The 23,180-nt window shown below is 57.9% G+C and carries 16 protein-coding genes and 1 tRNA gene; 7 read left to right on the forward strand and 10 right to left on the reverse strand.

Annotation, left to right across the window (positions count from 1 at the left end):
• Positions 1-3: 3 nt before the first annotated feature.
• Positions 4-1,341: a DUF2029 domain-containing protein gene (locus tag HRU82_07025; GenBank protein ID QOJ34708.1), complete on the reverse strand. Its 1,338-nt coding sequence runs from the start codon at positions 1,339-1,341 to the stop codon at positions 4-6.
• A 265-nt stretch (positions 1,342-1,606) separates the two neighbouring features.
• On the opposite strand from HRU82_07025, the gene HRU82_07030 reads away from it, so the two are divergent.
• Together HRU82_07030 and HRU82_07035 are read left to right on the forward strand one after the other, a co-directional pair.
• The gene (locus tag HRU82_07030; protein ID QOJ37142.1) at positions 1,607-4,750 is read left to right on the forward strand and encodes a hypothetical protein; all 3,144 of its coding nucleotides are present in this window, start codon (positions 1,607-1,609) and stop codon (positions 4,748-4,750) included.
• A 126-nt stretch (positions 4,751-4,876) separates the two neighbouring features.
• A complete protein-coding gene (locus HRU82_07035; protein ID QOJ34709.1) occupies positions 4,877-6,709 on the forward strand; it encodes a glycoside hydrolase family 15 protein in 1,833 nt (610 codons plus the stop codon).
• On the opposite strand, the gene HRU82_07040 is transcribed toward HRU82_07035, so the two are convergent.
• Together HRU82_07040 and HRU82_07045 are read right to left on the reverse strand one after the other, a co-directional pair.
• Positions 6,706-9,798 (reverse strand): efflux RND transporter permease subunit, encoded by a 3,093-nt coding sequence (locus HRU82_07040; protein ID QOJ34710.1) that lies wholly within the window; start codon positions 9,796-9,798, stop codon positions 6,706-6,708. The two genes, HRU82_07035 and HRU82_07040, sit on opposite strands and share 4 nt — an antisense overlap.
• A 119-nt stretch (positions 9,799-9,917) precedes the next feature.
• Positions 9,918-10,250, reverse strand: a complete 333-nt coding sequence (locus HRU82_07045; GenBank protein QOJ34711.1) for a hypothetical protein — start codon at positions 10,248-10,250, stop codon at positions 9,918-9,920.
• A gap of 310 nt (positions 10,251-10,560) precedes the next feature.
• Here HRU82_07045 and HRU82_07050 point away from each other — a divergent pair, with 310 nt between their 5' ends.
• On the forward strand, positions 10,561-10,884 hold the full coding sequence (locus HRU82_07050; protein QOJ34712.1) for a hypothetical protein: 324 nt from the start codon (positions 10,561-10,563) through the stop codon (positions 10,882-10,884).
• Between the two features lie 33 nt (positions 10,885-10,917).
• On the opposite strand, the gene HRU82_07055 is transcribed toward HRU82_07050, so the two are convergent.
• The 4 genes from HRU82_07055 to HRU82_07070 form a co-directional block, all read right to left on the reverse strand.
• The gene (locus HRU82_07055) at positions 10,918-11,109 is read right to left on the reverse strand and encodes a DUF433 domain-containing protein (protein ID QOJ34713.1); all 192 of its coding nucleotides are present in this window, start codon (positions 11,107-11,109) and stop codon (positions 10,918-10,920) included.
• 533 nt (positions 11,110-11,642) lie between these two features.
• Positions 11,643-12,584, reverse strand: coding sequence for a toll/interleukin-1 receptor domain-containing protein (locus HRU82_07060; GenBank protein ID QOJ34714.1), 942 nt, complete (start codon positions 12,582-12,584; stop codon positions 11,643-11,645).
• Between the two features lie 98 nt (positions 12,585-12,682).
• Positions 12,683-13,609, reverse strand: coding sequence for a GGDEF domain-containing protein (locus HRU82_07065; GenBank protein ID QOJ34715.1), 927 nt, complete (start codon positions 13,607-13,609; stop codon positions 12,683-12,685).
• Positions 13,610-13,974: 365 nt separating this feature from the next.
• On the reverse strand, positions 13,975-15,711 hold the full coding sequence (locus tag HRU82_07070) for a hypothetical protein (GenBank protein QOJ34716.1): 1,737 nt from the start codon (positions 15,709-15,711) through the stop codon (positions 13,975-13,977).
• 719 nt (positions 15,712-16,430) lie between these two features.
• Between HRU82_07070 and HRU82_07075 the strand changes: the two genes are divergently transcribed.
• Genes HRU82_07075 through HRU82_07085 form a run of 3 tightly spaced genes read left to right on the forward strand, consistent with a single transcriptional unit; the run spans position 16,431 to position 18,852 of the window.
• On the forward strand, positions 16,431-17,438 hold the full coding sequence (locus tag HRU82_07075; GenBank protein QOJ34717.1) for a replication initiation factor domain-containing protein: 1,008 nt from the start codon (positions 16,431-16,433) through the stop codon (positions 17,436-17,438).
• Positions 17,439-17,468: 30 nt separating this feature from the next.
• The gene (locus HRU82_07080) at positions 17,469-17,792 is read left to right on the forward strand and encodes a helix-turn-helix domain-containing protein (protein ID QOJ34718.1); all 324 of its coding nucleotides are present in this window, start codon (positions 17,469-17,471) and stop codon (positions 17,790-17,792) included.
• The gene (locus HRU82_07085; protein ID QOJ34719.1) at positions 17,779-18,852 is read left to right on the forward strand and encodes a tyrosine-type recombinase/integrase; all 1,074 of its coding nucleotides are present in this window, start codon (positions 17,779-17,781) and stop codon (positions 18,850-18,852) included. Before HRU82_07080 ends, HRU82_07085 begins: the two co-directional genes overlap by 14 nt.
• A 12-nt stretch (positions 18,853-18,864) precedes the next feature.
• Here HRU82_07085 and HRU82_07090 read toward each other — a convergent pair.
• The 3 genes from HRU82_07090 to HRU82_07100 form a co-directional block, all read right to left on the reverse strand.
• Positions 18,865-18,940: transfer RNA gene (locus tag HRU82_07090), tRNA-Thr, on the reverse strand.
• An 81-nt stretch (positions 18,941-19,021) separates the two neighbouring features.
• A complete protein-coding gene (locus HRU82_07095) occupies positions 19,022-20,176 on the reverse strand; it encodes a hypothetical protein (GenBank protein QOJ34720.1) in 1,155 nt (384 codons plus the stop codon).
• Between the two features lie 69 nt (positions 20,177-20,245).
• Positions 20,246-22,192 carry a hypothetical protein gene (locus tag HRU82_07100; protein QOJ34721.1) on the reverse strand — a complete coding sequence of 649 codons (1,947 nt, stop codon included), beginning with the start codon at positions 22,190-22,192 and terminating at the stop codon, positions 20,246-20,248.
• Positions 22,193-22,281: 89 nt separating this feature from the next.
• Here HRU82_07100 and ubiA point away from each other — a divergent pair, with 89 nt between their 5' ends.
• Positions 22,282-23,169 carry a 4-hydroxybenzoate octaprenyltransferase gene (gene ubiA / locus HRU82_07105; protein QOJ34722.1) on the forward strand — a complete coding sequence of 296 codons (888 nt, stop codon included), beginning with the start codon at positions 22,282-22,284 and terminating at the stop codon, positions 23,167-23,169.
• Positions 23,170-23,180 lie beyond the last annotated feature (11 nt).

Here is a 23,180-nt window from a genome sequence, read left to right on the forward strand (position 1 = left end):
TGATTATCCTGCCGCCCGTTGATCGTAGGAATCGTCCGGTTCGGCCAGATGCATCCGTCGATTATCGCGCCGGGCCGACTCCTCACTCATTGAGGGAACCAGGTGCAGTCGGCGGACATCGGCCACCAGCCACCGTGCAGCGGCCAACAACGCCCAGAGGAGCAACGCACCGGCGAGATAATGAGAGAGCAACAGCTTCTGCCAAACCCCCACCGACGCACCCTCCGCCCAAGGAAAGATGACGGGCGGCGACGCCAGGAGTATGGCCAGCCCCACCAGGGTGGGCCAAGGGCCAGCCTGCGGCATGGGCAAGCGGTTACCCACGTACAGTGAGAGCGGCAACAGCAGGAGCAGGTAATAGTGTGTCCAGGAGATGGGGCTGATGATCAAGGCCAGGCACAGGACCATCGACAGGTCCACATACATCGTCTCACGTGGACGGACCCCAGGATGGCGCAGGAACAGCACGGCGGAAACAGCCAGCAACAGCAGCGTGGCGGCGCGGCCGATCGTCTTGATGTCCGACGAAACCGGCACGACTTTCCAATCATAGAGGGCGGCGCCGTCCTGCAGACGCAACAACAGGCCCTCCACGGATTGAACGTTGAAGGCCGTCAGCCCCTGCTTGGAAAAAGGTTGGATCACTTCACGATACCAGTCGGCATGACTGGCCCAGCCCGCATACCCCAATGAGGCGCACGATAGGGCCGCAACCGTGGCCCCATACCCCCACACCACCTGCCAGCGGCGCGTTCCGAAAAAATATACGCCGAAGAGCAGCAACGGCAGTTTGATGACGGCCGCCAACGCAAACCACAGGCCTGCGCTTCGCTCCCAGCCTCGATCCAGACAGACCACGCCGGCAACCAACAGCAACAGCGCACAGTGCGTCAGGTTGCCTTCCTTCAGACTGTAAATGAGCGGTCCGTTCAGCGCGAACAACGAGAGGATCGCCCAGCGCCGCGCCCTGGTGCGTTCCGCAATCGACCAGAGCAAGCCCAGACTGAGAACCAGACAGGTCAGGGAGAAGCCGAGGAACAGCCATTGCGCATGGCGCAGGGTCAAGATCGAAAAGGGGGTGAAGAGGAACGCCACGATCGGGATGTTGACGAAGCCACAGACCGGCGTATCCCAGCAGCGCTGAAAGAGACGCGGCAGGTCCTCCAACACCAAGCGACCGGCCGGATAGTAGGCGACCGTGAAATCGGAGAAGGGCACCGTCGGTTCGGACGACCTCCACATCCACAGGGCGAGCGCACCGATTCCGGCCCCCACGACGAAACGGAGCGTGGGACGAGCGTCGCCTTGTCGGAAGGCATACCTCCACAGCAGGCCCAGCATGGCGGCAGTCGCATAGAATGTGAGGTAGTAGAGCACAGCCGTTCGACGTTATCGGCAACCAGCCCGAGAAACCTAACCAACACGCACCAGCACGACGCCCCTTCTCCCGCTTCAGTCCGAAGCCGGATCATCCGATCACGCGTGCACCATGGTCTTCGACGGCAATACCGCACGGCCCCTTCCTCTTCCGGAGCCGGATGACTCGGTCGACCTGCGCGAGCCGCTAGAATCGCCGGCGCCGGCCCCCCCGCCGGACCCTGCATCCCTGACGGCAGCCGACTGGCTCATCTCGGCCATCTTGGTACTCGCCGTCGGCACCGCCTCAGCCGCCCTTGCCGGGACGATGCCCTCGTTTCTCCTCCACTCGATGGATTTCTGGTTCGAAGCCGATACGATCCGCGAAGTGTCCAATATGATCTCCCGCACCGACGACCACTCCCGCACGTCGGTGCATCCCCTGTTTTCGCTCCTGACCTTCACACCCGTGTTCCTCATTCGGCAGGCGCTGGCCCTCCCGCCGCTGCAGGCAGCCCTGTACGTAACGGGGGTGATCGGCGGCGCCTGGAGCGCAACCCTCTATCTGCTGTTACGGCTCCTGGGCTGCCCTCGGCTCGATGCCGGCCTCTTCACCTTGCTCGGGCTCTCCAGCGCATCGGCTTTCTTCTGGCTCCCCGTGCCCAACTCCTGTACGTGGGGATCCTGGTCGATCATGATTGCCCTGACCGTGCTGCTCCTCGCCGAGCAGCGTCGAGTCGGAGCCTCCCTCTATGTCGCAGCGAGCGCCTTGAGCCTCAGCATCACCGTCACCAACTGGGCGAGCGGCCTCCTGTCGACCGTGGCGCGCTGGCCGCTGAAGCAGGCGATCCAACTCTCCATCAACGCCTTCTGCCTGGTCGTGCTGCTCTGGGGCGCGCAGAAGTTGTTCTTTCCCTCGGCGGAGTTTTTCATCGGGAGCCGCAAAGAGGCCAACTGGATCAACCATCCGCAGTCGGGACAGATGCACCACATCGCGTCGTCGTTCGCTTTCCACACGGTGGTCGCGCCGGCCGTGCGACTGATGGATGACGATGGGTACATCCAATACGGCGACGATTCGTTCCGTCTGTCGCAGCGCCTTGCCTTTCAGTTTTCCACGCCGGGGTCCGGGGGTCCGCTCGGCTTGGCGGCGGTCGGCCTCTGGTCCGCGCTGCTCCTCACCGGCCTGTGGGGGCTCGTCACATGGAACCATCACCTCCGCTTCCGACTGGTACTGACGGCCATGTTGCTATTCGAACTTGCCCTCCATATGGTCTATGGCGAAGAGACCTTTACGTACAGCATGAATTTCCTTCCGTTGCTCCTCTCCCTGACCGCCCTCGGGGCGTTCGGGCGCCGACGCCCCTGGGTCCTCGCGGTTGCCGGGCTGCTGATTCTTTGCGGAGGCATCAACAACTGGCAGCAGTTCCGTCAGTCGGTCGCCATGGCCTCGCAGTTCACGCCGCAACGCGAAGCCATGCTCGACCGGATGCAGAAGGACCCCGACCGCCCGTGGCCGCGGTCCGTGGGACATATCCTCTTGGCCGTCCCAGGGTCTCCTGAAGCCGAGCACGCCTATCATGAGCCGGGCGGAGACTTCAGTCCGCAGGCGCCCAGCTTCGGGGTCTCGTTGTGGCTCTGCGATGCCGAAGATCGCCCGGTGGTCACCAGCCAGACGCTGCCGATGAGCAAGATTCAACAAACGTTCGAGCCTTCCGACCAGTCCCCTGTCCCCGCCATCAGGACGTACACCCCCTATTACGACGCCACCTGGTCGCGTCTCGACGCCACACATTGGGAACTCCGCCTGAAACACCACAGTCCCTATAAGCCCGCGATCCTCCTGCGGAGCGTGGGCCCGGCCGGCGGACCGGTCACCGCGCTCAGCCGCGACGGTGACGAGGTGACCATCAACCGCCGCTGGGTCGTGCGCGTGACGCCGTCTCCTACCGGCATCAGCCTGGGTGAGGAGAATGACGCCGGCGGCCTGACCGCCCGCTCTTCCGCCGCTGCTTGGAGCGGAGACTCCGGCTGGGGCTATGCCCGCTTGACGTTGGCGCCCACTGCCGACACACCGGACCAGGAATATCGACTGCTGCTGACGGACCTTCGGATCCCCATCGACATGCGCCGATACTACAAACCGTCGTCTCCCTCGCTGCAGGTCGAGGTTCCAGATCCGCGCTTTCGCGCGTCCATGGAAGCACAACGATTCCATCTCATGATGGGGTTGGTCGGCGGAGAGACCAGGCCCGGCGATCCGACCTTCTTCGTACGCGCTTGGCAGCGAGAGGGTTCGTACATTACGGCCGCCCTTGCGCGAGTCGGCGATCCCAACGTCGGCTGGGTGCTTTCCCGCTTCCTGGCCATCCATGACTTCGCCGGAGGTGCGGGACCAGAAGCCGACGCGCCGGGACTGGCCATTTGGGCGTTGACCACAGCCGCCGCCTATCTGGGTGATACGCAGCACGACCGGTGGCTCTGGCCGCACATTCAGCGGAAAGCCTCGCACATCGAAGCCATGAGGACCGCCACCCATCCGATCCTGGAGCCCTTCACCGTGCCTTCACCCTACGATCTGCAACACGGTCAGCAGGCGAGAACGGCTATGCTCGCGCAGCCTTCGCGCGACGGCGTCATCGTCGGCCGGGTGGGAATGGATTGGCCGACGCAGTATGTCAATGCCGTGAGTCATCATGGTTTGACCGCGGCCGCCGACTTTGCGGCCCGCCTCGGTAAGCGACGGGAGGCGGCACGCTGGCGGGCGGAGGCGAGGGCACTGCAGGAGAGCTGGATGAGTCACTTGTCGACAATCCACCCACGAACCGTCCTGGCCCCGATCAGCCGGCCGCTCTCCCTCTATCCGCTCGCGGCCTATCGCCCCACCCTTGCGGACTCCGGACCGGCTGCGACCTTGGCCCAGGCGCATCGCCTCCTACGATCGGGCCGACCGGATGCGGTATGGTCATTACTGGATCACCTGTGGCAACAGCAGGCGTCGCCGGGACTGTACACGTGGGACAGGTCACGACCGGCGACACCCGACGTGGCGGATGGATGGCAATATCTGCGCGGCTGGCACAGGCAGGATGTTGTCTCGCCGGATTATGAAACGGCCGCGCTGCTCCTGTTGCTGCAACAGGACATGCTGGCCTCTGTCGATGACAGTGCCGAAGACGCCCCGGTCGTCATCGGCGCAGGGGTGCCTGCAGCCTGGCTGCGTCATCCGCTGTCCGTATCGGGACTGGCGCTGCCGGGCGGGTCGGCCGACTGGCGGTGGGACGGCAAGACGATGACCGTCACCCTCCATGGACCGGCGCGCAAGGTCGCATTGGGCGCTGCTTTTCCCCCCCGCACGGCGCTCACCATCATCCAGACTGCTTCCGTCGAGTGATCGCTCCTTTCCCGCTCGTTCTCCCGTCGCCATACCTATTCGCCTCGAATGAGCCTGGCTCAACTCACTCCGTTTCTGCTATGGTCACGGAAGACTCCGGCATCTCCTCCATTACGCGGACGCTCCATGGCCTACCACCCCATCGAGGATTACGGCATCATCGGCAACATGCGCACGACGGCGTTGGTGGGGCGCCACGGCAGCATTGATTGGTTGTGTTTTCCGCATTTCGATTCCCCGAGCGTGTTTGCCGCGATCCTCGACGACAAGAAGGGCGGCCGCTTCAGCATCACCCCCGTGGGCAATGAGATCACCACCAAGCAGTTCTATTGGCCCGACAGCAATGTCTTGATCACGCGGTTTCTGTCGAGCGAAGGCGTGGGCGAGATCGAGGACTTCATGCCGGTCGGCGGAACCGGGCCGGACCTCTTTCATCAACTGATCAGACGCATCAAGGTGGTGCGCGGCCGCATGACCTTCCGGTTGGAGTGTCATCCGGCCTTTGATTACGCGCGCAGGTCGCACGAGACCCATCTGCACTCGGAGGGAGCCGTCTTTTCGACCCCTCCCCTCACATTGGGACTTGCGACCACCTTGCCGCTGAAACAGGACGAACGGGGCGTCTTCTGTGAGTTCACGCTTCGCCGCGGAGAACATGCCGTCTGCGTGCTCCGGGAGATCGAACAGGGAGCACGCTGCGGAGCCACGCTGCCCGACGATCACGCGCAGCGCGCCTTCGAAACCACCGTGCAGTTCTGGCATGACTGGATCTCCCACAGCCGCTACACGGGCCGCTGGCGGGAGATGATCGCCCGCTCCGCGCTTGCGCTCAAGCTCATGACGTTCGAGCCCACCGGCGCCATCATCGCCTCCCCGACCTGCAGCCTGCCGGAAGAAATCGGTGGGGTGCGCAACTGGGACTATCGGTATACGTGGATCCGGGATTCGGCCTTCACGCTCTACGGGCTCATTCGCATCGGCTTTACGCGCGAGGCGACGGCGTTCATGGAATGGTTGGATGCGCGCGCCAGAAACGATCGGCCCGAGCCGGGCCCGCTGCAGATCGTCTATGGCATCGACGGGCGAACCGACCTGACCGAATACAGGCTCGACCATTTGGACGGCTACAAAGGGTCACGGCCGGTTCGAATCGGCAACGGCGCCCATCAACACCTACAGTTGGACATTTACGGAGAGCTGCTGGACTCCGTCTACCTTTACAATAAGTACGTCAATCCGATCTCGTACCACCACTGGTCCCACATCCGGCACTCGCTCGATTGGTTGTGCGAGAACTGGACCCGCGAGGACGAGGGCATTTGGGAGGTGCGCGGCGGACGCCGGCACTTCGTCTATTCCAAACTCATGTGCTGGGTCGCCTTCGACCGCGGACTGCGGCTCGCGCAGAAACGATCCTTCCCGGCCGACCACCTGAAGTGGCTGACCATGCGCGACCGAGTGTACGAAGAGATCATGACCAAGGGATGGGACGAGTCACGCGGCACCTTCGTGCAATCGTACGGCAGCGATTCGCTGGATGCCTCCAACCTGATCATGCCGCTGGTCCATTTTCTCTCCCCGTCCGATCCGAGAATGCGCCGCATGTTGGATGCGATCAACCGGCCGCCCGACGAAGGTGGTTTGGTCTCCGACGGGTTAGTGCACCGGTATGACGCCGCAACCGGAGCCGACGGGCTGGACGGCACAGAGGGGACCTTCAACATGTGCAGCTTTTGGCTCGTGGAAGCGTTGACGCGCCTCGGACGGACGGATCGGCGGAAGTTGGATGAGGCACAACTCCTGTTCGAACGGATGCTCGGATACGCCAACCACCTGGGCCTCTATGCGGAAGAAACGGGCAACAGCGGCGAGGCCTTGGGCAATTTCCCGCAAGCCTTTACCCATCTCGCGCTGATCAGCGCCGCCTTCAATCTTGACCGGGCGCTGGACGGGGCCTAGCCGGCTGGCCGACATCCCCCCGGCTGCACCCGTTCCTGTCCGCGGTGCAGCAATTGATACAACACGGGCAATACGAAGAGAATCAGCACCGCGGAGGTCAACATACCGCCCACCACCACCCTGGCCAACGGCTGCTGCGATTGCGCACCGATCCCGCCGACGACCGCCGCGGGCAGGAGTCCGATCGCAGCGGCGAGTGACGTCATCAGGACCGGACGCATGCGGACTTCCGCGCTCTTCATGATCGCCTGATGCAGTTCATAGCCTTCCTCCCGCATGCTCTGCATGCGGCTGACGAGGATCAAGGCGCCTTGTACTGCCACCCCAAACAGCGAGATGAACCCCACCGCCGCAGAAATGCTGAAGTTCGTTCCCGTGGCCAAGAGGGCCCACACGCCACCGACTAACGAAAACGGCACGGCAGCCAGCACCAACAGCGCATTGCGCACATTGTTCAGGACGAGGTACACCAAGAACAGGATGATCGCAAGGGTCATCGGCACGATTTTGGACAGCCGCGCCTTCTCCTCCTGCAATTGATCGAACTCACCGTGCCATTCGATCCGATACCCCTGGGGAAATGTGACCTGCTGCGCGATACGCTCCTGCGCCTCTCGCACCGTACTCTCCAAGTCGCGCCCGCGAACGCTGAACTTGATGGGGATGTACCGTTCGTTGTTCTCGCGGTAGACGATGAACGCGCCGGTCTGTTCCGTGATGGAGGCCAACTGCTTGAGCGGAATCCTCGCGCCCTCCTGTGTGCTGACCACGATATTGCCGATCGACTCCAGATCACGGCGAAACTCGGGCAGAAACCGCACGACCAAATCGAACCAGCGTTCTCCCTCGTAGACTTGTGTGACGGCCTGGCCCCCGATCGCCGCCTGCACCACCGCGTTGACGTCGCCGACCTTCAGTCCGTACCGCGCACACTCATCCCGATTGACCTCGATGACGAGATTCGGCTGCCCCAAGAGATGCAGCACCCCTAGGTCTTTGACCCCGCGAACCTCCTGCATGACCTGCTCGATCCGCTTGGCCAGTTGCTCCAGGGTTTGAAGGTCGCTTCCGTATAACTTCACGGCATTCTCCCCCTTCACCCCCGACATGGCCTCCTGCACGTTATCCTGGATAGCCTGCGAAAAATTGAAGGTGACGCCGGGGATGCCCGCCAGCCGTCGTTCGATCTGGTCGATCAGCGTTTTCTTGTTTGGCACCTCGGAACGCCATTGCTTGAACGGTTTCAACGTGACGAGAAATTCCGCATTGAAGAAACTCGTGGGGTCCGTCCCATCATCCGGACGCCCCAACTGCGAAGCCGCACTGATGACCTCCGGAAACTGACGGAAGACCGCTCGGATATCCGTCACCAGATGCGCGGCCTCTTCGAAGGAAATATCGACAGGGAACGTCGTGCGCATCCAGATATTGCCTTCTTCCAGCGCCGGCATGAATTCACCGCCGATGAGGGGCACCGCCGCGATCGCCGAGAGGAGGAATAGGAGCGCGATGCCGATCACGAGCCATTCATGACGCAATCCCCACCCCAGCAGCGCAAGATACCGGCGCTTGATCCACTCCACCACGGCGGTGTCGCGTTCGCTGATCGGGCCCGTCAGTAGCAAGGAGCACAGCACCGGCGCCAGGGTGAACGCCATCAACAGTGCGCCGCTCAGGGCGAATCCATAGGTCAGCGACATCGGCGCGAACACCTTCCCCGGCACCCCGGTCATCGTGAACAGCGGCAGGAAAGCCACGACGATGATCGTCGTGGCGAAAAAGATCGGTCGCCCCACCTCCCGCGCCGCCCGCATGATCTGCAGCGATACCATGTTCTCCTGACGCGTCCCATGTGCGAGGTGGTAGAAGATGCTTTCCACCATGATCAGGGTGGAGTCGACGATGATGCCGAAATCGACCGCGCCGAGCGAAATCAAGTTCGCCGACTGTCCGCCGAGCACCATCATGCCGAATGTGAAGAGCAAGGCCACCGGCACAGTCAAGGCCACAATGAGCGCAGTCCTGAAATGGCCTAAAAACAGGTAGAGAATGACCGACACGAGCAGCACGCCTGCGATCAAGATATCGACGACCGTTTCGATGGTCGTGTGGATCAGCACCGTTCGATCGTAGAACGTTTTCACCGCGACCCCAGGCGTGAGTTTGCGAGCATTGAGTTCCTCAACCTTGGCATGGACCTTGTCGAGCACCTCAAGCGCCTTGGCCCCCCGCTGCAATAACACGACGCCCTCCACAACATCGTCCCGGTCGTCGATGCCGACCTTGCCCAACCGAACCCTCGACCCGATGCTGGTCTTCCCAAGATTGCGGATGAACACCGGCGTGCCTTCCTTCTCGGTCACCACCGTGCTGGAAATATCATTGAGCGTCTTAATCAGCCCCATGCCGCGGATGTTGAAACTTTGCGCTCCCATCGTCAGATAGTTGCCTCCGACATCCGTATTGCTCTTCGCCAAGCTATCCATCACCTGGTCGAGCGTCACGTTGTAGCTCATGAGCTGTCCAGGGTCTAACTCGACGTGGTATTCCTTGGTCGTGCCGCCGTAGGTGCTTACGTCGATCACGCCGGGCACGCGTTTGAATTCCCGACGAAGTTGCCAGTCTTGAATCGTCTTCAGGTCCGTGAGGGACGTCTGGGGTCCCGTCAGTTCATACCGATAGATTTCCGCGATGGCGGACCAGGGCGAGATGGTGGGTTGGACGTTCTGGGGCAGAGTGGTGAGCTGCAGGCGGTTTAGGATCTCCTGACGATCCTTGAAGTAGTCGGTGCCGAATTCGAAATAGACCTTGATGTCGCTCAATCCGAAAATCGACAGGGAACGAATCTCCGCCAGGCCCGGCATGCCTTGCAGCGCAATTTCGATGGGCAGCGTGATTGCCCGCTCCATCTGTTCGCCGGACCAACCGGGATACTGCGTGATCACTTCGATCATGGGCGGCGAAGGATCCGGATAGGCGACGACATCCAGAATGTGGAAGGCATACAATCCGCCGAACAGCATCGCCAATCCGGCCAGACAGACGATCAGCCGCTGCGCCAGCGCCAAACGCACCAACCGTTCAATCATAAGAACCCTTCCTGTGGCCTCACGAATAACCACGCATGAAACGGCATCCGACCGCAGCGCTGCTCCGCCTTCGTAAGAAGGACGAGCAACAGCGGAATCAAGGACTGAAAGGAAGGATCTTAAATTCGAAGGATGGAAAGTTTGGCCAACAACCGATCGGTCAGCGGAACCGCAGCGTTGGTCTGGAAGGGGTGCGCAGCGACGCACGAAAGCTGGAACGCAGCCATCGGGTCAAGGGTGTCGGACTCAAGGCGCGGAGCGCAAGGATCGTCCCGCAGTTCATCAAGGTCCGGCTCGATGGCCTGTTGCAAATCGGCCAACGGGCTGAGCATGTCGTCCTGCAGGTCGAGCAGGTCGGCCCATGAAAGACCGACCACCACTACCCACGCCAGGACCAGCATGAAGACTTTAGATCCGAAGCGGCAACAGAGACGAAACGGATGCTGGTTCATGATGGAGCCGAAGCCTCGCCCAACCTTGACCGACTACACGCCGCCAGGGTAGCACAGCCCGGCGGCACCAACAAGAAGGGCAAGCCTCCCTGTGCGGGCGACATGCGTGCGCCGCGTGCGAAACCGCTCAACGAACGGATCTTTGTGCCTATGCTCACCGCCCCCACCGCGAACGAGTATGCCGCACAGCCCTTGTTCTTTCATGAGATTCGTCGGAAGAATTTGAGGCCATCAGCCCTTGTTCGCTCGGCATTCATCTTGCGGTACGTTTGGGCAGGCACGCATCGCAGAAATATGAAGGAGGTTGGCAGTGAACATCACGGTGATTACCATGGTCATAACGATGCTTCTATTGCCGACCGTGAGTGAGGCACGATGCCGAACGGTGGGGGAGAGCGCCAGCCTCGGAAGCGAATACGGAACCTTCCCGCTCTACCCGGCGGAACGGATGGTGGAGGCGGGCCAAAAACGGGACAGCGTCCTCCTTCAGTGGGCTGGATACGGGATCGGGATTCCGCTCTTCGTCGTGGCCATGCCGTTCGCCATGGTGGGAGCCGGCGTCGGAGCCCTGTCCCATCCTTGGACGAAATGTCTGGAGAGCGAGGGCCGACTGCCGATGACCGACACGCGGTAGGAGACATTTTGGTCGAGAAGAATGGGCAGGCGGTCAGGCACGCGGAATCACTTTCTCTTCGTCGATCACATCGTTGTTGGTCAGTTCGGGATACGCCTCAATGATCCCAGCCATGGTATAGCCACCGGCCACCATGCCGAGAATGTTCTTCACCATAATGCGGGTGCCTCGAATCGTGGGCTTTCCGCCGCAGATTTGGGGGTCGATAATGATGCGGTCATCCATCGGGCAAATTCCTGAGTAACCGGCTAGTCGGCCTAGGCTAGGAGGTTCCGAATATCCTGTCAAGATAGGCCGCTCAGTCCAAGTAATAGGAACCAAAAGCGGGACGTCGGTAAGCGGGAGGGCGATTGCCACTCGCCGAGCAAAGATACTTTCGACAAAAAAACCAGACGGTTACACTGGCAGAATTGAGGGGTGAGAGCAGCGGTGTCGCAAACCGCCAACAGGTTGATTCGTCGGAGAAATTTGTGGAGCCGGCGAGTGGAATCGAACCACCGACCTGCGGTTTACGAAACAGGCCAGGACAATTTCTGAAACGCTCGGTGTATCAAATGGTTTCCCCGTTTTAACTGTGAAAACAGGTGTTTGCGTTCATTCTACTGATTCGATGGATTCGAGGGGTATAGGTGGGTTTTGAAACTTTTTAGCACAAATTTAGCACAGCAACCCTGCTTCCTTCCTGAACATCCTCAGGCAGCAACCAGGCCCCGATGCGGCAAAGATTAAAATTTAGATAAGCCGTTTAGGGGTTGCTGTTACTGCGAAGAAACCTTGGCAGCGTTTTTGGCACGGACTTCTTGCAGCTCCTTCTTCTCCAGGGCAGCACTTTCAATAAGCATGTCTCTGGCTATGCGAAGAATCGCCTTTTGCTCCCTTTCATCATCGATACCGGAGAGATCGGCCGTTACAATTTGCCGATGGGGAAATCCCAAAGAGATTTCGCGAAAGCGCTTCACACTAACTCGTTGGTTCACTGGATGCGTTTCATCAACCTGGAAATTTATGGGACGTTCAGTGACAATTAGAGCCAGGCTTTCCTGCCAATTGTCTAATTCATCGCAAAACTCTCTTAGCCAAGCCTGATTAAGCGGAATTGGCTCCAATGAATAATTTGAAATTGTTTCATAGATGACCGATGCCTCTATTCCATCGATGTCTTCGACCGGCAAATAGACGAGGCTACAATCACGTGTTTTATATTCACCATGATTCGATCCATAGCCAACAGCTCCAAAAATTTCCTTAAGAAGAACTTCAGCACGCGACCAAAATGCAGCCTTCATTGCCGCTTGTCGTGACTCATATTGTAAGGCCGTAAGGATCGAATGCCACCCGCTATCAATCGAGTCACGACAATCTGCATACAAGAGCCCGCGCACCTCTGGAGGCAAATTTGCGTCATCGATTACTATAGGGATAACTCGACAAAAGCCCTTTATCATACGGTCGGTAGCAAGGTTTAGCTCATAAGCAAGCCATCTGGAACTGATTGAGGATGCTGACACAATGACGAGTACGACACGCGCTTCTTCGAGTGCTCTACTGATGCTTTGAGTCAAGGGATCACCTACAATTAGTGCCCGCTCATCCAGCCAAACTTGAAATCCGTTCGCTTCAATTCGATCAGCCAGTGACCTGACGAAAGGTTTATCTGCAGCAGTATGTGAGATGAACACTTTCCCGAGACCTTGACTCATTATTGGCTCCAGAAGTCTAACGTGATATGCCGATTGACCTAATTCATCGCCTGGAAGTTTCGGCTGGGATCTCCGAGTCGATGCACTAAAATAAGCCTTTACTGACTCATTGAACAGTAATTCCTTCTCGTCTTTGCAAGGGCTTTCGCTAGGTTTGCTTGTTGCAAGACGTCGCCATAGGTTTGGCCATGCTGAGGATACATAGCGATGCCAATTGATACTGTCATATTTTCGCTATTTCCCTGCACTTGAAAAGAAGTTCTTTCAAATGCCGAGCGCAGCTTTTCTGCAAAATTATTGGCTTCATCTCTGTCAACATTAGGCAGTATCACGAGAAATTCTTCTCCGCCATGCCTATACGCTCCACCACGATGATGAGATAACTGCATGATGAGCTTCATGGCACCCGGAAGAAGAGTTTCATCTACACGAGTTTCTGTGTACTTAGTGTTAAATTGCTTAAAGTGATCAATGTCAATAAAAAGGACCGCGACTTTTGCATCAGCGCCCAAATCAGTGACCCACAATTCAAAATCCACTTTTGCCTGTGCCGCACTCAAAAGTATTTTAAATTTCTGCTCAAGTTCCTTGAGCGGACCAGTCACCGCGATCTGAGTTCTTGCTTTATCTGATATCAAATCAATTTGAAGGTTTACTTTGCTGATAGCAATGGCGCGTTTTTGAAAGAGATCTCCTTCATATTGAGCCCTTTGTTCATTGGGGAGAGAACCATACTGATCAATTTCTTGCTTGCACCAGCTGTCTGTCACCCAAGATCGGACCAATTCTTTCAAATCGTCGCTTAAGGTCTCAGCAAACGGCAGCCCGTGACCGCTCGCAAGAAGTTGGTTTATGGATTCTAATGCCTGTTCAATTCGTCTGGACATAGTGAACATGGCCCGTTCGTGATGAAGCGAGATTGTAGCCTGAGGTGTCACAAATCCCCTTCTTGCCAAATCCGCACTGCGCTTAGAAAATTGCGAGCGTGCTTCCAGTGCAATTTCTTCCTTTTTAATGTTCATCATTTGCGAGAATCGATCTGTGAACGAGACAGGGAGCATGTCTACCTCGCTTCGGTGATTAGTGCTGGAATTTGTACTTTTTGTATTCCGTGAAGAGCACCTAACTACTGCCGCGTTCGATGCAGCTCCACAAACATTATTCTAGCGGATCAAATGGCGACATTTTGGTTGGAAATGAGAAGTCTGAAAGCTGAAGGGAATAATCAGCGATTAAATCCCAACACGAGACTCATTGATTAGGAGAACGACGCCAAACAGAACGCTCAAATGGTGGATGGGAGGCCTTGAAGTGGCGATTGCAGTAAGTGCTGTCCTTCGTGAAGAAGAGCATCCGAGCCATGAGGTATGGTCACCAGACAAAGGGACGCTCATTCCGGTTTGGATACTCCAAACGCCTCGTATGCACTGTTCCTGAGGTCATTGTCGCATGCGGCATATTCGTCCAAAATCTCTATAATTCGATCTACTTGCTTTGCGGAATGTTTAGGTAACTGCAGGACTTCCTGCAATTCAGCTGGGGTCAAATGGTCGTCCAAGTAGAGATATGGGTCAAGCCCTCTTGACAGAACCTGGCGCATCATTTCCCGCCAGAAACAATGCGAATCTATTGCGTTCACGAATGTGATATATCGACGGTATTCGCGTAGATCCTCTTCACGGTTTTTTGCGATGGTATCACGGAACCATTCCTGGAATTTTGCGGTTCGCATCGCGTAGTCTTCAAACAACGACCGAATGTCGATGCCATTAGGATGAGCCTTAATATATTCCCTAGCTGGAGAGGTCCATCTTTTGGATTCCAGAAGTTTAGCCGCGTCAAGGCGAAACTCCGTACGTACTGGTTGGTCGCGTGCCCACTTTCTGTTCCAGTTAACAGGGGCAACCTTGCCGTGATTCGTATAATCACGCAGGTTCACTATAAATATGTGCTCATTAGCCTGAAAGGTTTCAGCCAGTTTGTTCCCATATTGAGCTGCAATATTGCATTCTTCGCGGATGATCTGCGAAAGATCGATTAAGGCTTTGGCCGCGCTCGCAGCTGTATAGAGCTCCTTTTCCACCTTAAGCACGAGCTCATCAAACTTCTTCCTCTCTGGCCTCCCAAACAGTTCACCTGCATCCGCCTCTTGTTTGAATTTCTCAATAGAATTAAATAGGTCTTGTACGGAAGTTTTGAAAATGCCAAAGGATTTTTCGAGGCTGGATATCCATTTATGCACGGCATAGCCTGGATGTTCGTTAATTGCCTCTCGGACGGACGTGAAGCTCTTAAAGTATTCCCTCCTGATAAGCTCATTACTCCAAGGAAGTGGTCCAAGTCGGTATGATTTTATTTCGTTGGACTGCTCTTTGGGCAATAGATAGGGACGGATCGTGTGAATTATTTCGATAACGGTGCGTGCATCCACTATGATCTGAGGATGAAGAATCATGGGAGAGCATTCATTCAGAGAATGAGCGTAAGCGATTGCAATCTGTCCGATGCTCTCCTGCGCCTCGCATAACGCCAGGACCTGACCAAACTCTCGCCTTGCGGTGGCTGTATTGATTTGCAATTGAAGCTCATTGTAACGATCCGCGTTACGGGAACTGATAACAAAAGGTGGGATGTAGGGAGGAACCCTATGCGCTAATGCATCCCGGAAGTTCTTCGCGTAGGTTTTGTGCCAGCCAGCGATTGCTTCAGAGTTCACATAATTGCGGACTTCATCAGGAAGTGCCTTTTTTGTTTCCTGCTTGAAAAGTCCTACATGATCAGCCTTAAGTCCTAGTTTATTCTCCAACGCATAAACCCACGCAAGGTTGTCCGGTATACCGTGAGTATGTATCAAGAAAGCATGAAGATTTATTGCAAGGTCACTTTGTTCGTCGTGGCTGAGTAGCTCAGTCCTGTCTACTGGATGGAGCGAGAAAATATTCTCCATGCTCCTTTGAATGATCCCAAGTCGCCGGCAAACTCCTTGCGTTAGATATTCCTGGGCCTTTTCCACTTTGAGAATGGGCGCCAGATTTGCTGGTAGATCGACCACCAAGTCTTGCAGATTGCTCTGAACTTCTGCATAGGCTCTTCGTATCTCTGCCACCTTATCTGCCGAGTATTTCATCAGGCTCCAACCAAAAAGCGTTTAGGCAACACTCATTCACTAGTGATGCCGTTTGGATACAAGACAAGGATGTTATCGTCGATAGTCTGCACGGTCAACGGAACATTGCCCCTACAACGGGTTATTCACCACCTAGGATCTAACATGCAAGCTTTCCACCTGGCGGTCCACCACCTTATTCAGACTCGCGTCTACTAGATCCCTCAACTGTCTTGTCGTCCGTCGATGCTATTCTAACTAGCTGCAGCGTGGACGGCCATTAGATCCCTTCATGTTAGTTGATAAAATATTTTTTACTCTCGTCCCCAAACGAGTCATGTTGGCAACTTCACGATCAAGTGCAATTCCTCCCCGGAGCGAATTGCCGCTCTGAGCGCACGAAAGCGCTCATACGCCTCCATATGCCTACTTCCCTTCTTGTTGTCACTGTCCGAGAATCTGTCCTCTGCTGTCCCCTCGTGACCTCTAGTGACCTCTTCCGGGGCCTTGGCTTTGTTCCGGGAATTCGCCTAGGGTGAGACGAACTAGAGCAGGGCTCACATGGAGGGAATGATGTCCAAGTCGGAGCGCGTCACACAGCAACACCGTCATCCGTGGCCTGGAGGCGAAGCCGGTCCGCGCTGCATGCCGACAGGCTGCGGGGCGGAGCGGAATGGCCCCCGTCTTGGTAACACGGGGGCGCTACCTACAGCGCTCATTACAGGAGTTCGATAGGTTCCATGGATTCTAGCTTCACCCTCACCATCGACTGGCTGGCGTTTACGGTCCTGGCCAGCAATCCCCAAGAGACTATGAAGGTGCTTGGCGGGGACTGGAGTAAGGCCAAGGGCGGCTTCCGAGGCTATCCCTTGTCCTGGATGCGGGTGGACGGGCTGCGCGGCGTCGGCAAACTGGGCACGAATGCGCCTCGGCGTCCGAATGAAATCCATGTGGATCTGTCGGGCGGCCTCGCGTCCGCCCTGACACGGGATCAGATCCGAACTCTGTTGCAATGGGTACATAAGCAGCAAGGGCACGTCACGCGCATTGATTGCGCGCTCGATGACCGAGCGGGCACGGTCTCGGTCAGCACGATTCGAGAGGCCGTTGCTGCCGGGCAATGTGTGACTCGTGCCGCTCAGATGCGGCATATCGTCTCGAACCTGACGCATGGGACCGGAGCGACGACCGGGGAGACAATGTACTTCGGCAGTCCGCAGAGTCAGACCCTGTTGCGCATCTATGACAAACGGCTCGAACTCCAAAGCAAGGGGCAGGACAACTACCAGGACTATGGGACACGGTGGGAACTAGAGCTCAAGAAAGATCGGGCCGAACAGTGTGCCCGAGCATTGGCCACGTTAGACGAAGCCGATTGGAAGGAGTTGGTCATCGGCTTACTGCGATCATATGTGGACTTCCGGCAGATCCCGAAGGATGCCGAGGATGAAGAACGCTACCGCGCTCCAGTCTTGGAGTGGTACGCCCTCCTGACAGAGGGATTTCAGAAAGGGCGATTGGCCCAGGAGAAGCAGGTGCAGACCCTGCAGAACGTAAAACGATGGGTGAGTGACACCCTGACGCCGATGTTGGCGGTCATTTGTGCCACCCCTGGAGGGGAAGAATGGCTACTAAACGAAATTGTCAGGGGCATTGCTCGGTGGAAAGACCGACACCGCAATTTGCTCAAGCAATCACCCAATCGGTTTCACCGGTCTGCCGGCGGTCACGCGGGCAGCCCATGTTAGGGGGACTGGGGGTGTCGCGAGACTCCCCCGGTGTATCTGCACATGCTCACCGTCAAAGAACTCTCCGCTTGGCTCAACATCAAAGAATCCACGCTCTACCTCTGGGTTTCAAAGAATAAAATCCCTTGCCGTCGCATTCATGGCCTCGTCCGCTTCGAACCTGAGGCGATCCAGACCTGGCTGGACAGCTTTTCCCACGCCTCCCCCCAAAAGCCTCCTCGGTCTTCCCGGCAGAGCTCTGAGGACGTAGACCACCTGATTGCGGCCGCCAAACATGCCGCCTATACTTCCCGCCACGGGGAAACCATCACACCGAGCCCACGCACGAAGGAGGAGCAGCATGGGGCTCGTTAAACGGAACAATATTTGGTGGATGTCATTTACGTATGAAGGGCGGCAAGTGCGGCGATCGACCGAAACCTCGGATAAGAAGCTGGCCGAAGCCATCCTGAGCAAGATCCGAGTGCAGATTGTCGAGGGGAAATATTTCGAAAAGCCGAAAGAAGATCCCTACACCTTTTCCCAGTTAATGGACCGGTATCTGAAGGATCATGCGAGTCGGCGGGCCCACTACCGGCGCTATGTGAACATGGTGACGAATGTGAAAGCCTTCTTCGGCAATCCGAAACTTTCGCTGATTACGCCGAAGACCATCGTGGCCTTCAAAGCCAAGCGCTATGCCGATGGAGTCATGCCGGCCACCATTAATCGAGAGCTCGCCATGCTGAAAAAGGCCTTCAATCTGGCCTGCCGCGAATGGGAATGGGCCAAGGACAATCCGGTCTGCCGGGTGTCGATGGAGAAAGAGCAAAACTCCCGGGACCGCTGGCTGACCGAACAAGAGGAAGCACGGCTGCTGATGGCTGCGCCTGCATGGATTCGAGAAGTCGTCACCTTCGCCGTCAATACCGGCATGCGCCGGGGAGAAATTCTGGCTCTTACATGGGCGGGAGTAGACTTTTCCCGACGAACCGTGACGGTGTTCAAGTCCAAGAACGGGGAACGGCGGACGATTCCCGTCAACCAAACCGTACTGGAACTGCTCTCTCACAAATATGAGCAGAGCCGTGGGCTACGGGGAATTGAAACCCGGGTTGTGTTCTGCAGCGAAGCCAGTACCGAGTTGGATGGCAGCAACCTTCGACGAGGTTTTACGGCGGCCTTGAAGGCGGCACAGATTGAGGATCTTCATTTCCACGATCTGCGCCATACCTTTGCCACACGGCTGGTCCAAGCCGGGGTCGACTTGTACAAAGTCCAGCGGCTGCTCGGGCACAAATCTCCGAGCATGACCCAACGCTATGCGCATCACTATCCGGAAAGTTTGCGGGATGGGGTGGAGATTTTGGACCGGGGAAAGACGTTTAGCACAAATTTAGCACAGCGACCATTTGCGCCAACGGCGGCAATGTAAGTGCTTGATAAATGGAGCCGGCGAGTGGAATCGAACCACCGACCTGCGGTTTACGAAACCGCTGCTCTGCCAACTGAGCTACGCCGGCTTGCGGATCAGATGAAGGTCGACTGCGGAGCGCAATCTTACTCAGGGGACCGAAGCACTGTCAACGATGGAATCGGTCTTGTCACGATCCAGATCGAAAACGCGCATGAGACCGCAAGTGCTCAAATAGAATCTGAGCCTTGACCTCCTCCCCTTCCGGGAATAGGTGGCAATTGTCCTGAAACCATTCGTCCCGAAACCGCTCCTGCGGAGGGATGATGAAAGGCACCGCATGTCTCTCGGCGATGTCCTGCATTACGCGATAGTTCTTCGCAAGACCCTCCACGAGGGCGTCTTCGTACCCTCGAAACGCCGCCGCCCTCGTGCTCAGATATTGTTTTCGCGCCTGTAAGAATCCGAAGAGCACCACATCAGAACCGGCAGCCTTGCTGGCGGCGACCAGCATATCCAGGTTTCTCTGAAACCCTTCCGGTGCCTGCGTCCGGACACGCCGAAGCGCCGTCTGGGGATCCACATCCCAAAAGGGTTCTGTGACAACTACGGACCCGACCGGCTCCAGCCAGCGCGCGTATAGGTACTTGGCCGTGTTGCTCCAAGCGAGAAGCGTCCTTTCGCCCGGCCGAGGCACAGTTCCCGCCCCGTGCTGACGGAAATGGGAGTATTCGGGCGTGTAATCCGAAAAAAACAGCGGCATGACGTCGTTGCCACCGCCATGATAGAGCACGATGTCTGGTTGGAGAAAGCGGTGGCGGAACATGTAGCCGGCCAACGCTTCCGCGCTCGTGCCGTAGTTGAGTCCGGCATTCACGACCTGAACCTTTCGGCTCGTCATGGCCTGGAGCTTGGCTTCCAGGCGAGCCACCCAGGTGTCGGCAGGGTTCTTGATGAACGGCCACATGAACGTGGTCGATCCGCCCAACACGAGAATTCGGACGGTATTAGGCGGCTTGTCGACCGTAAATTCTTCGTTCCGATACCCGAGCGAGTTGGTCTGCACGTAACCGTCAGCCGCCAGATTGGGTGTATGGGTATAGAGCAGGTAGGGATGCGGCAGGAGTGAAGCGGCCTCGTTGCCTACGGCAGTCGATCCGGCCGCGGCAGGGCGCTCCAAATAGAGATCGATCGTCCGTTTTCCATTGGCAAATGGGAGCCGCTCATACAGATAACCTGTGATCCCCTCGAGCAATACGAGCGAGAGACCGCTGCTCACGAAAAGAAGCAGGACCGGGAACACCACCCGGTTCCGACCAGTCTGCCCCGCTCGGCCTGACCGCATCACCATCCTCCGACAGTCTGGAGAACCGGATACGTGTTCGTCCGCCCACTTGTGATTTCGATGGCCTCTTCAGCGCTCCCGCACCTTACTCAGGGGAAGGCTGTGCAGAAGGGAGTCCTGACCGTTGGTCGGCAGGCAAAGGACGGATTGGGCATTGCCGGACTGGGCCTTCGTCACCGCACCGACCTGTCCTTGCACATAGTCGCAGAGCTCTCCCGTCGAGACCGTCCCGTTCTTGTCCCGGTCAGCAGGCCCTCGAAGCCCCTTCAGCAGGAAATAGGTAAACACTCCATGCTGTCCCGGCTGATAGGCCTGCGCCTCCTGCAACGCGCCATTGCCCACCATGACCATGCTCCCTTGGTGGTCGCCAGCCCCCTCTTGCTGGGGCCAGCGAGGGACCGGTGGTTTGGAAGGGTCGGCGCCTCGGGAGGGTTCGAGCGAGAGATCGAGCATCAGAACGGCCTGTTTGACCGGCGCACGGGCCAAGCCCCGCTGAAGACGCGCTAACGAAAAGGCTCGAGCCGACGAGCCGGCGGTGCCGTCATAGGTCAATACCGAAACGATGCCTGTCTCTTGCTCTACCACGGCCCGCCCCGAGACGTATACATAGGCCGTCTGGTGCGCGCCGCCCTGTTTGGGCAACCACTGCTCGAAGAGTTCGGCGAGATCGTCCTTGAGCCCCTGCTCGTCCGTGACGACCTTTACCTTGGTGGCGGGAATGCCCAGCAGGGTTCGAAAATAGCCTCCCATCACTTCGGCATCGTGCGCCGCAAATTTCACCGGCGGAACCGTGCTGTCTCTGAAGGCACCGATGCCGATGGCAATCCCGACAGCCGACGGGTGCAAGGATTTCCCATTCGACTTCGGCAGCTGATCCACATCGACCGAGAGGACTTCCGCCGCGTCGCTTCGATCGGGACGGACGGCAATGAAAAATTTCTTGGCCGAGGGTAACTCGACATTGGCTGAGGCACGCAAGGTACAGATCAATTCCGCCTGCTCCGGTTCGGACACGGCTCCGACCTTGCCGTCGACGGCCACCCGGCGAATCTCGCCGGGCTGCAGCGGCCCCACGACGATCGGCGCCTTGATTCCGCCGGTGATGGCCGCATGGCCGGCGAGATCGATTTCCACCCCCTCGGCCACGGCTGATCCCTCGTTCTTCACTTCGAATTCGACCGTGAACGGCTCCTGCTGCTCCAGGATATGGTTCTGGTTGTCGTCCCGAAGAATCGTCCGGAACGAGAGTTTGGTCGAAACCGCCGCCGCAGCAGGCGTCTCGTTCGCAGTGGCGGCAGGAGGTGCGACAATGGCGGGCGGCGTGTTCCTCACCGGTTCCGATAAAGGCACTGCTGCAGGCTCGCTGGTCGCGGCGGCCCCCTCGGCCGTCGATTTGGCACTATAGGGGCGCCCGGCTTTCTTCATCTCGGCCTGCTCGCGGATCCTGGTCGATGTGCCGAGTTGTTGGGCCATCCCCTCCACGAGAATACGTATCGTGTCTTCTGCCACTCGATCGAGCCCCGTCAGGTCGCAACTGTCGGCATGGGCCTCTACTTCGCCCGCCGATGAACTTTGGAGCTTTTTACGGTGGAGTACCGTACCGTGAGTTTCCGTGTAGGAGAAGTCGAGTCCCAGGGTGAGCGTCGCAGGGTAGGTCTTGTTGGCTTTTCGGGGGACAAAGAGATTCGTCTCGCGCAACCCCAAGACAGCCTCCACCACCCCGTCCGGCGGCCCACCTTCGGCTCCTTCGAACGATACACGCTCGAACACCTGGCTCATCCGTTTCCGGATTTCCCGCTCCAATGGTTCGGCGATGGGAAGTGCGACCGGTCGCCCGCAGGCATTGCGGTACTCGACTGCGGCCTGCCTAATCGTGTCATCCAACCGGACGTGGACGGTCAAGGGGAGGTTGTAGGCAGTCGAGACCCCGCTTCGCTGTCCGAAGAACTGACAACCTCCCGTGGTCGCCAGCAGCACGAGCACAGCCGACCATAACCAAGTGGCGTTGCGGAGCATAGTCCCCTTATACCCAATCTGTTTGCGACATAACAACCGACAGGGCCCCTGCCGTTGACACCCAAGGCTTGCTTCGTTATGGTCCCGGCGTGACCGTGCACGAATCCGCACCTGATCGCCCATCCCCATCTTGGTCCTGGTCCGCCGTCGCCGACCTGATCCGCCTCCGCAATCAATCGGGGACCTGGTTGCTGATGCTGCCAAGTTTATGGGCGCTATTCTTAGCGAATCACGGCTTCCCCCCACCGTTCCTGTTGATCGTCTTCGCGCTCGGCTCATTCACGATGCGCAGCCTGGGCGTCGTGTTCAACGATCTGGCCGATCGGCGATTCGATCGACAGGTTGCCCGCACGAGGACGCGCCCCTTGGCCGCAGGACGGCTCACCCCACGTCAGGCTCTGTTTGTCGCCGTCGGACTCACGCTGATCGCCGCAGGCCTCGTGATGTTGCTTCCTGTCTTGACGATTCTGCTCAGCCCGATCGCCCTGTTTCTCGCCGCAACCTATCCCTTCAGCAAACGCTGGATTCACACCCCTCAAGCCGTGCTCGGCATCGCGTTCGGCTGGGGAGCCATCATGGCCTGGAGCGCCTCCCGCGAGACGATCGAGGCGCCGGCTTGGTGGCTGTTCGCCGCCACCATCTGTTGGGCGGTGGCCTATGACACCATTTATGCCTTACAGGATATCGAGGATGACCGCCGGATCGGAGTGAAATCCTCGGCGATTTTCTTCGGGCAAGCCGTCCCCTTAGCGGTCGGCCTGTGCTTCGTGGGGATGGTGAGTTGCTTGATCATGGCCGGCGCCACGGCCGGCCTGGGGGCGGGATACTATGTGACCCTAAGCGTGGTCACGGCATTTTTTGTGTGGCAGGTCTTGGAGTTGCGAGGCGCTCCAATTCCGCAGAGAGCCTTCGCCTTGTTCCAACAACATGTCTATGCCGGCGCGATCATTCTGCTCGGCATCTGGATCGGTGCCTGAGTCCTTGCCGA

It is taken from the genome of Nitrospira sp., from assembly GCA_015709715.1.
In the GTDB taxonomy this organism is placed as follows: domain Bacteria; phylum Nitrospirota; class Nitrospiria; order Nitrospirales; family Nitrospiraceae; genus Nitrospira_A.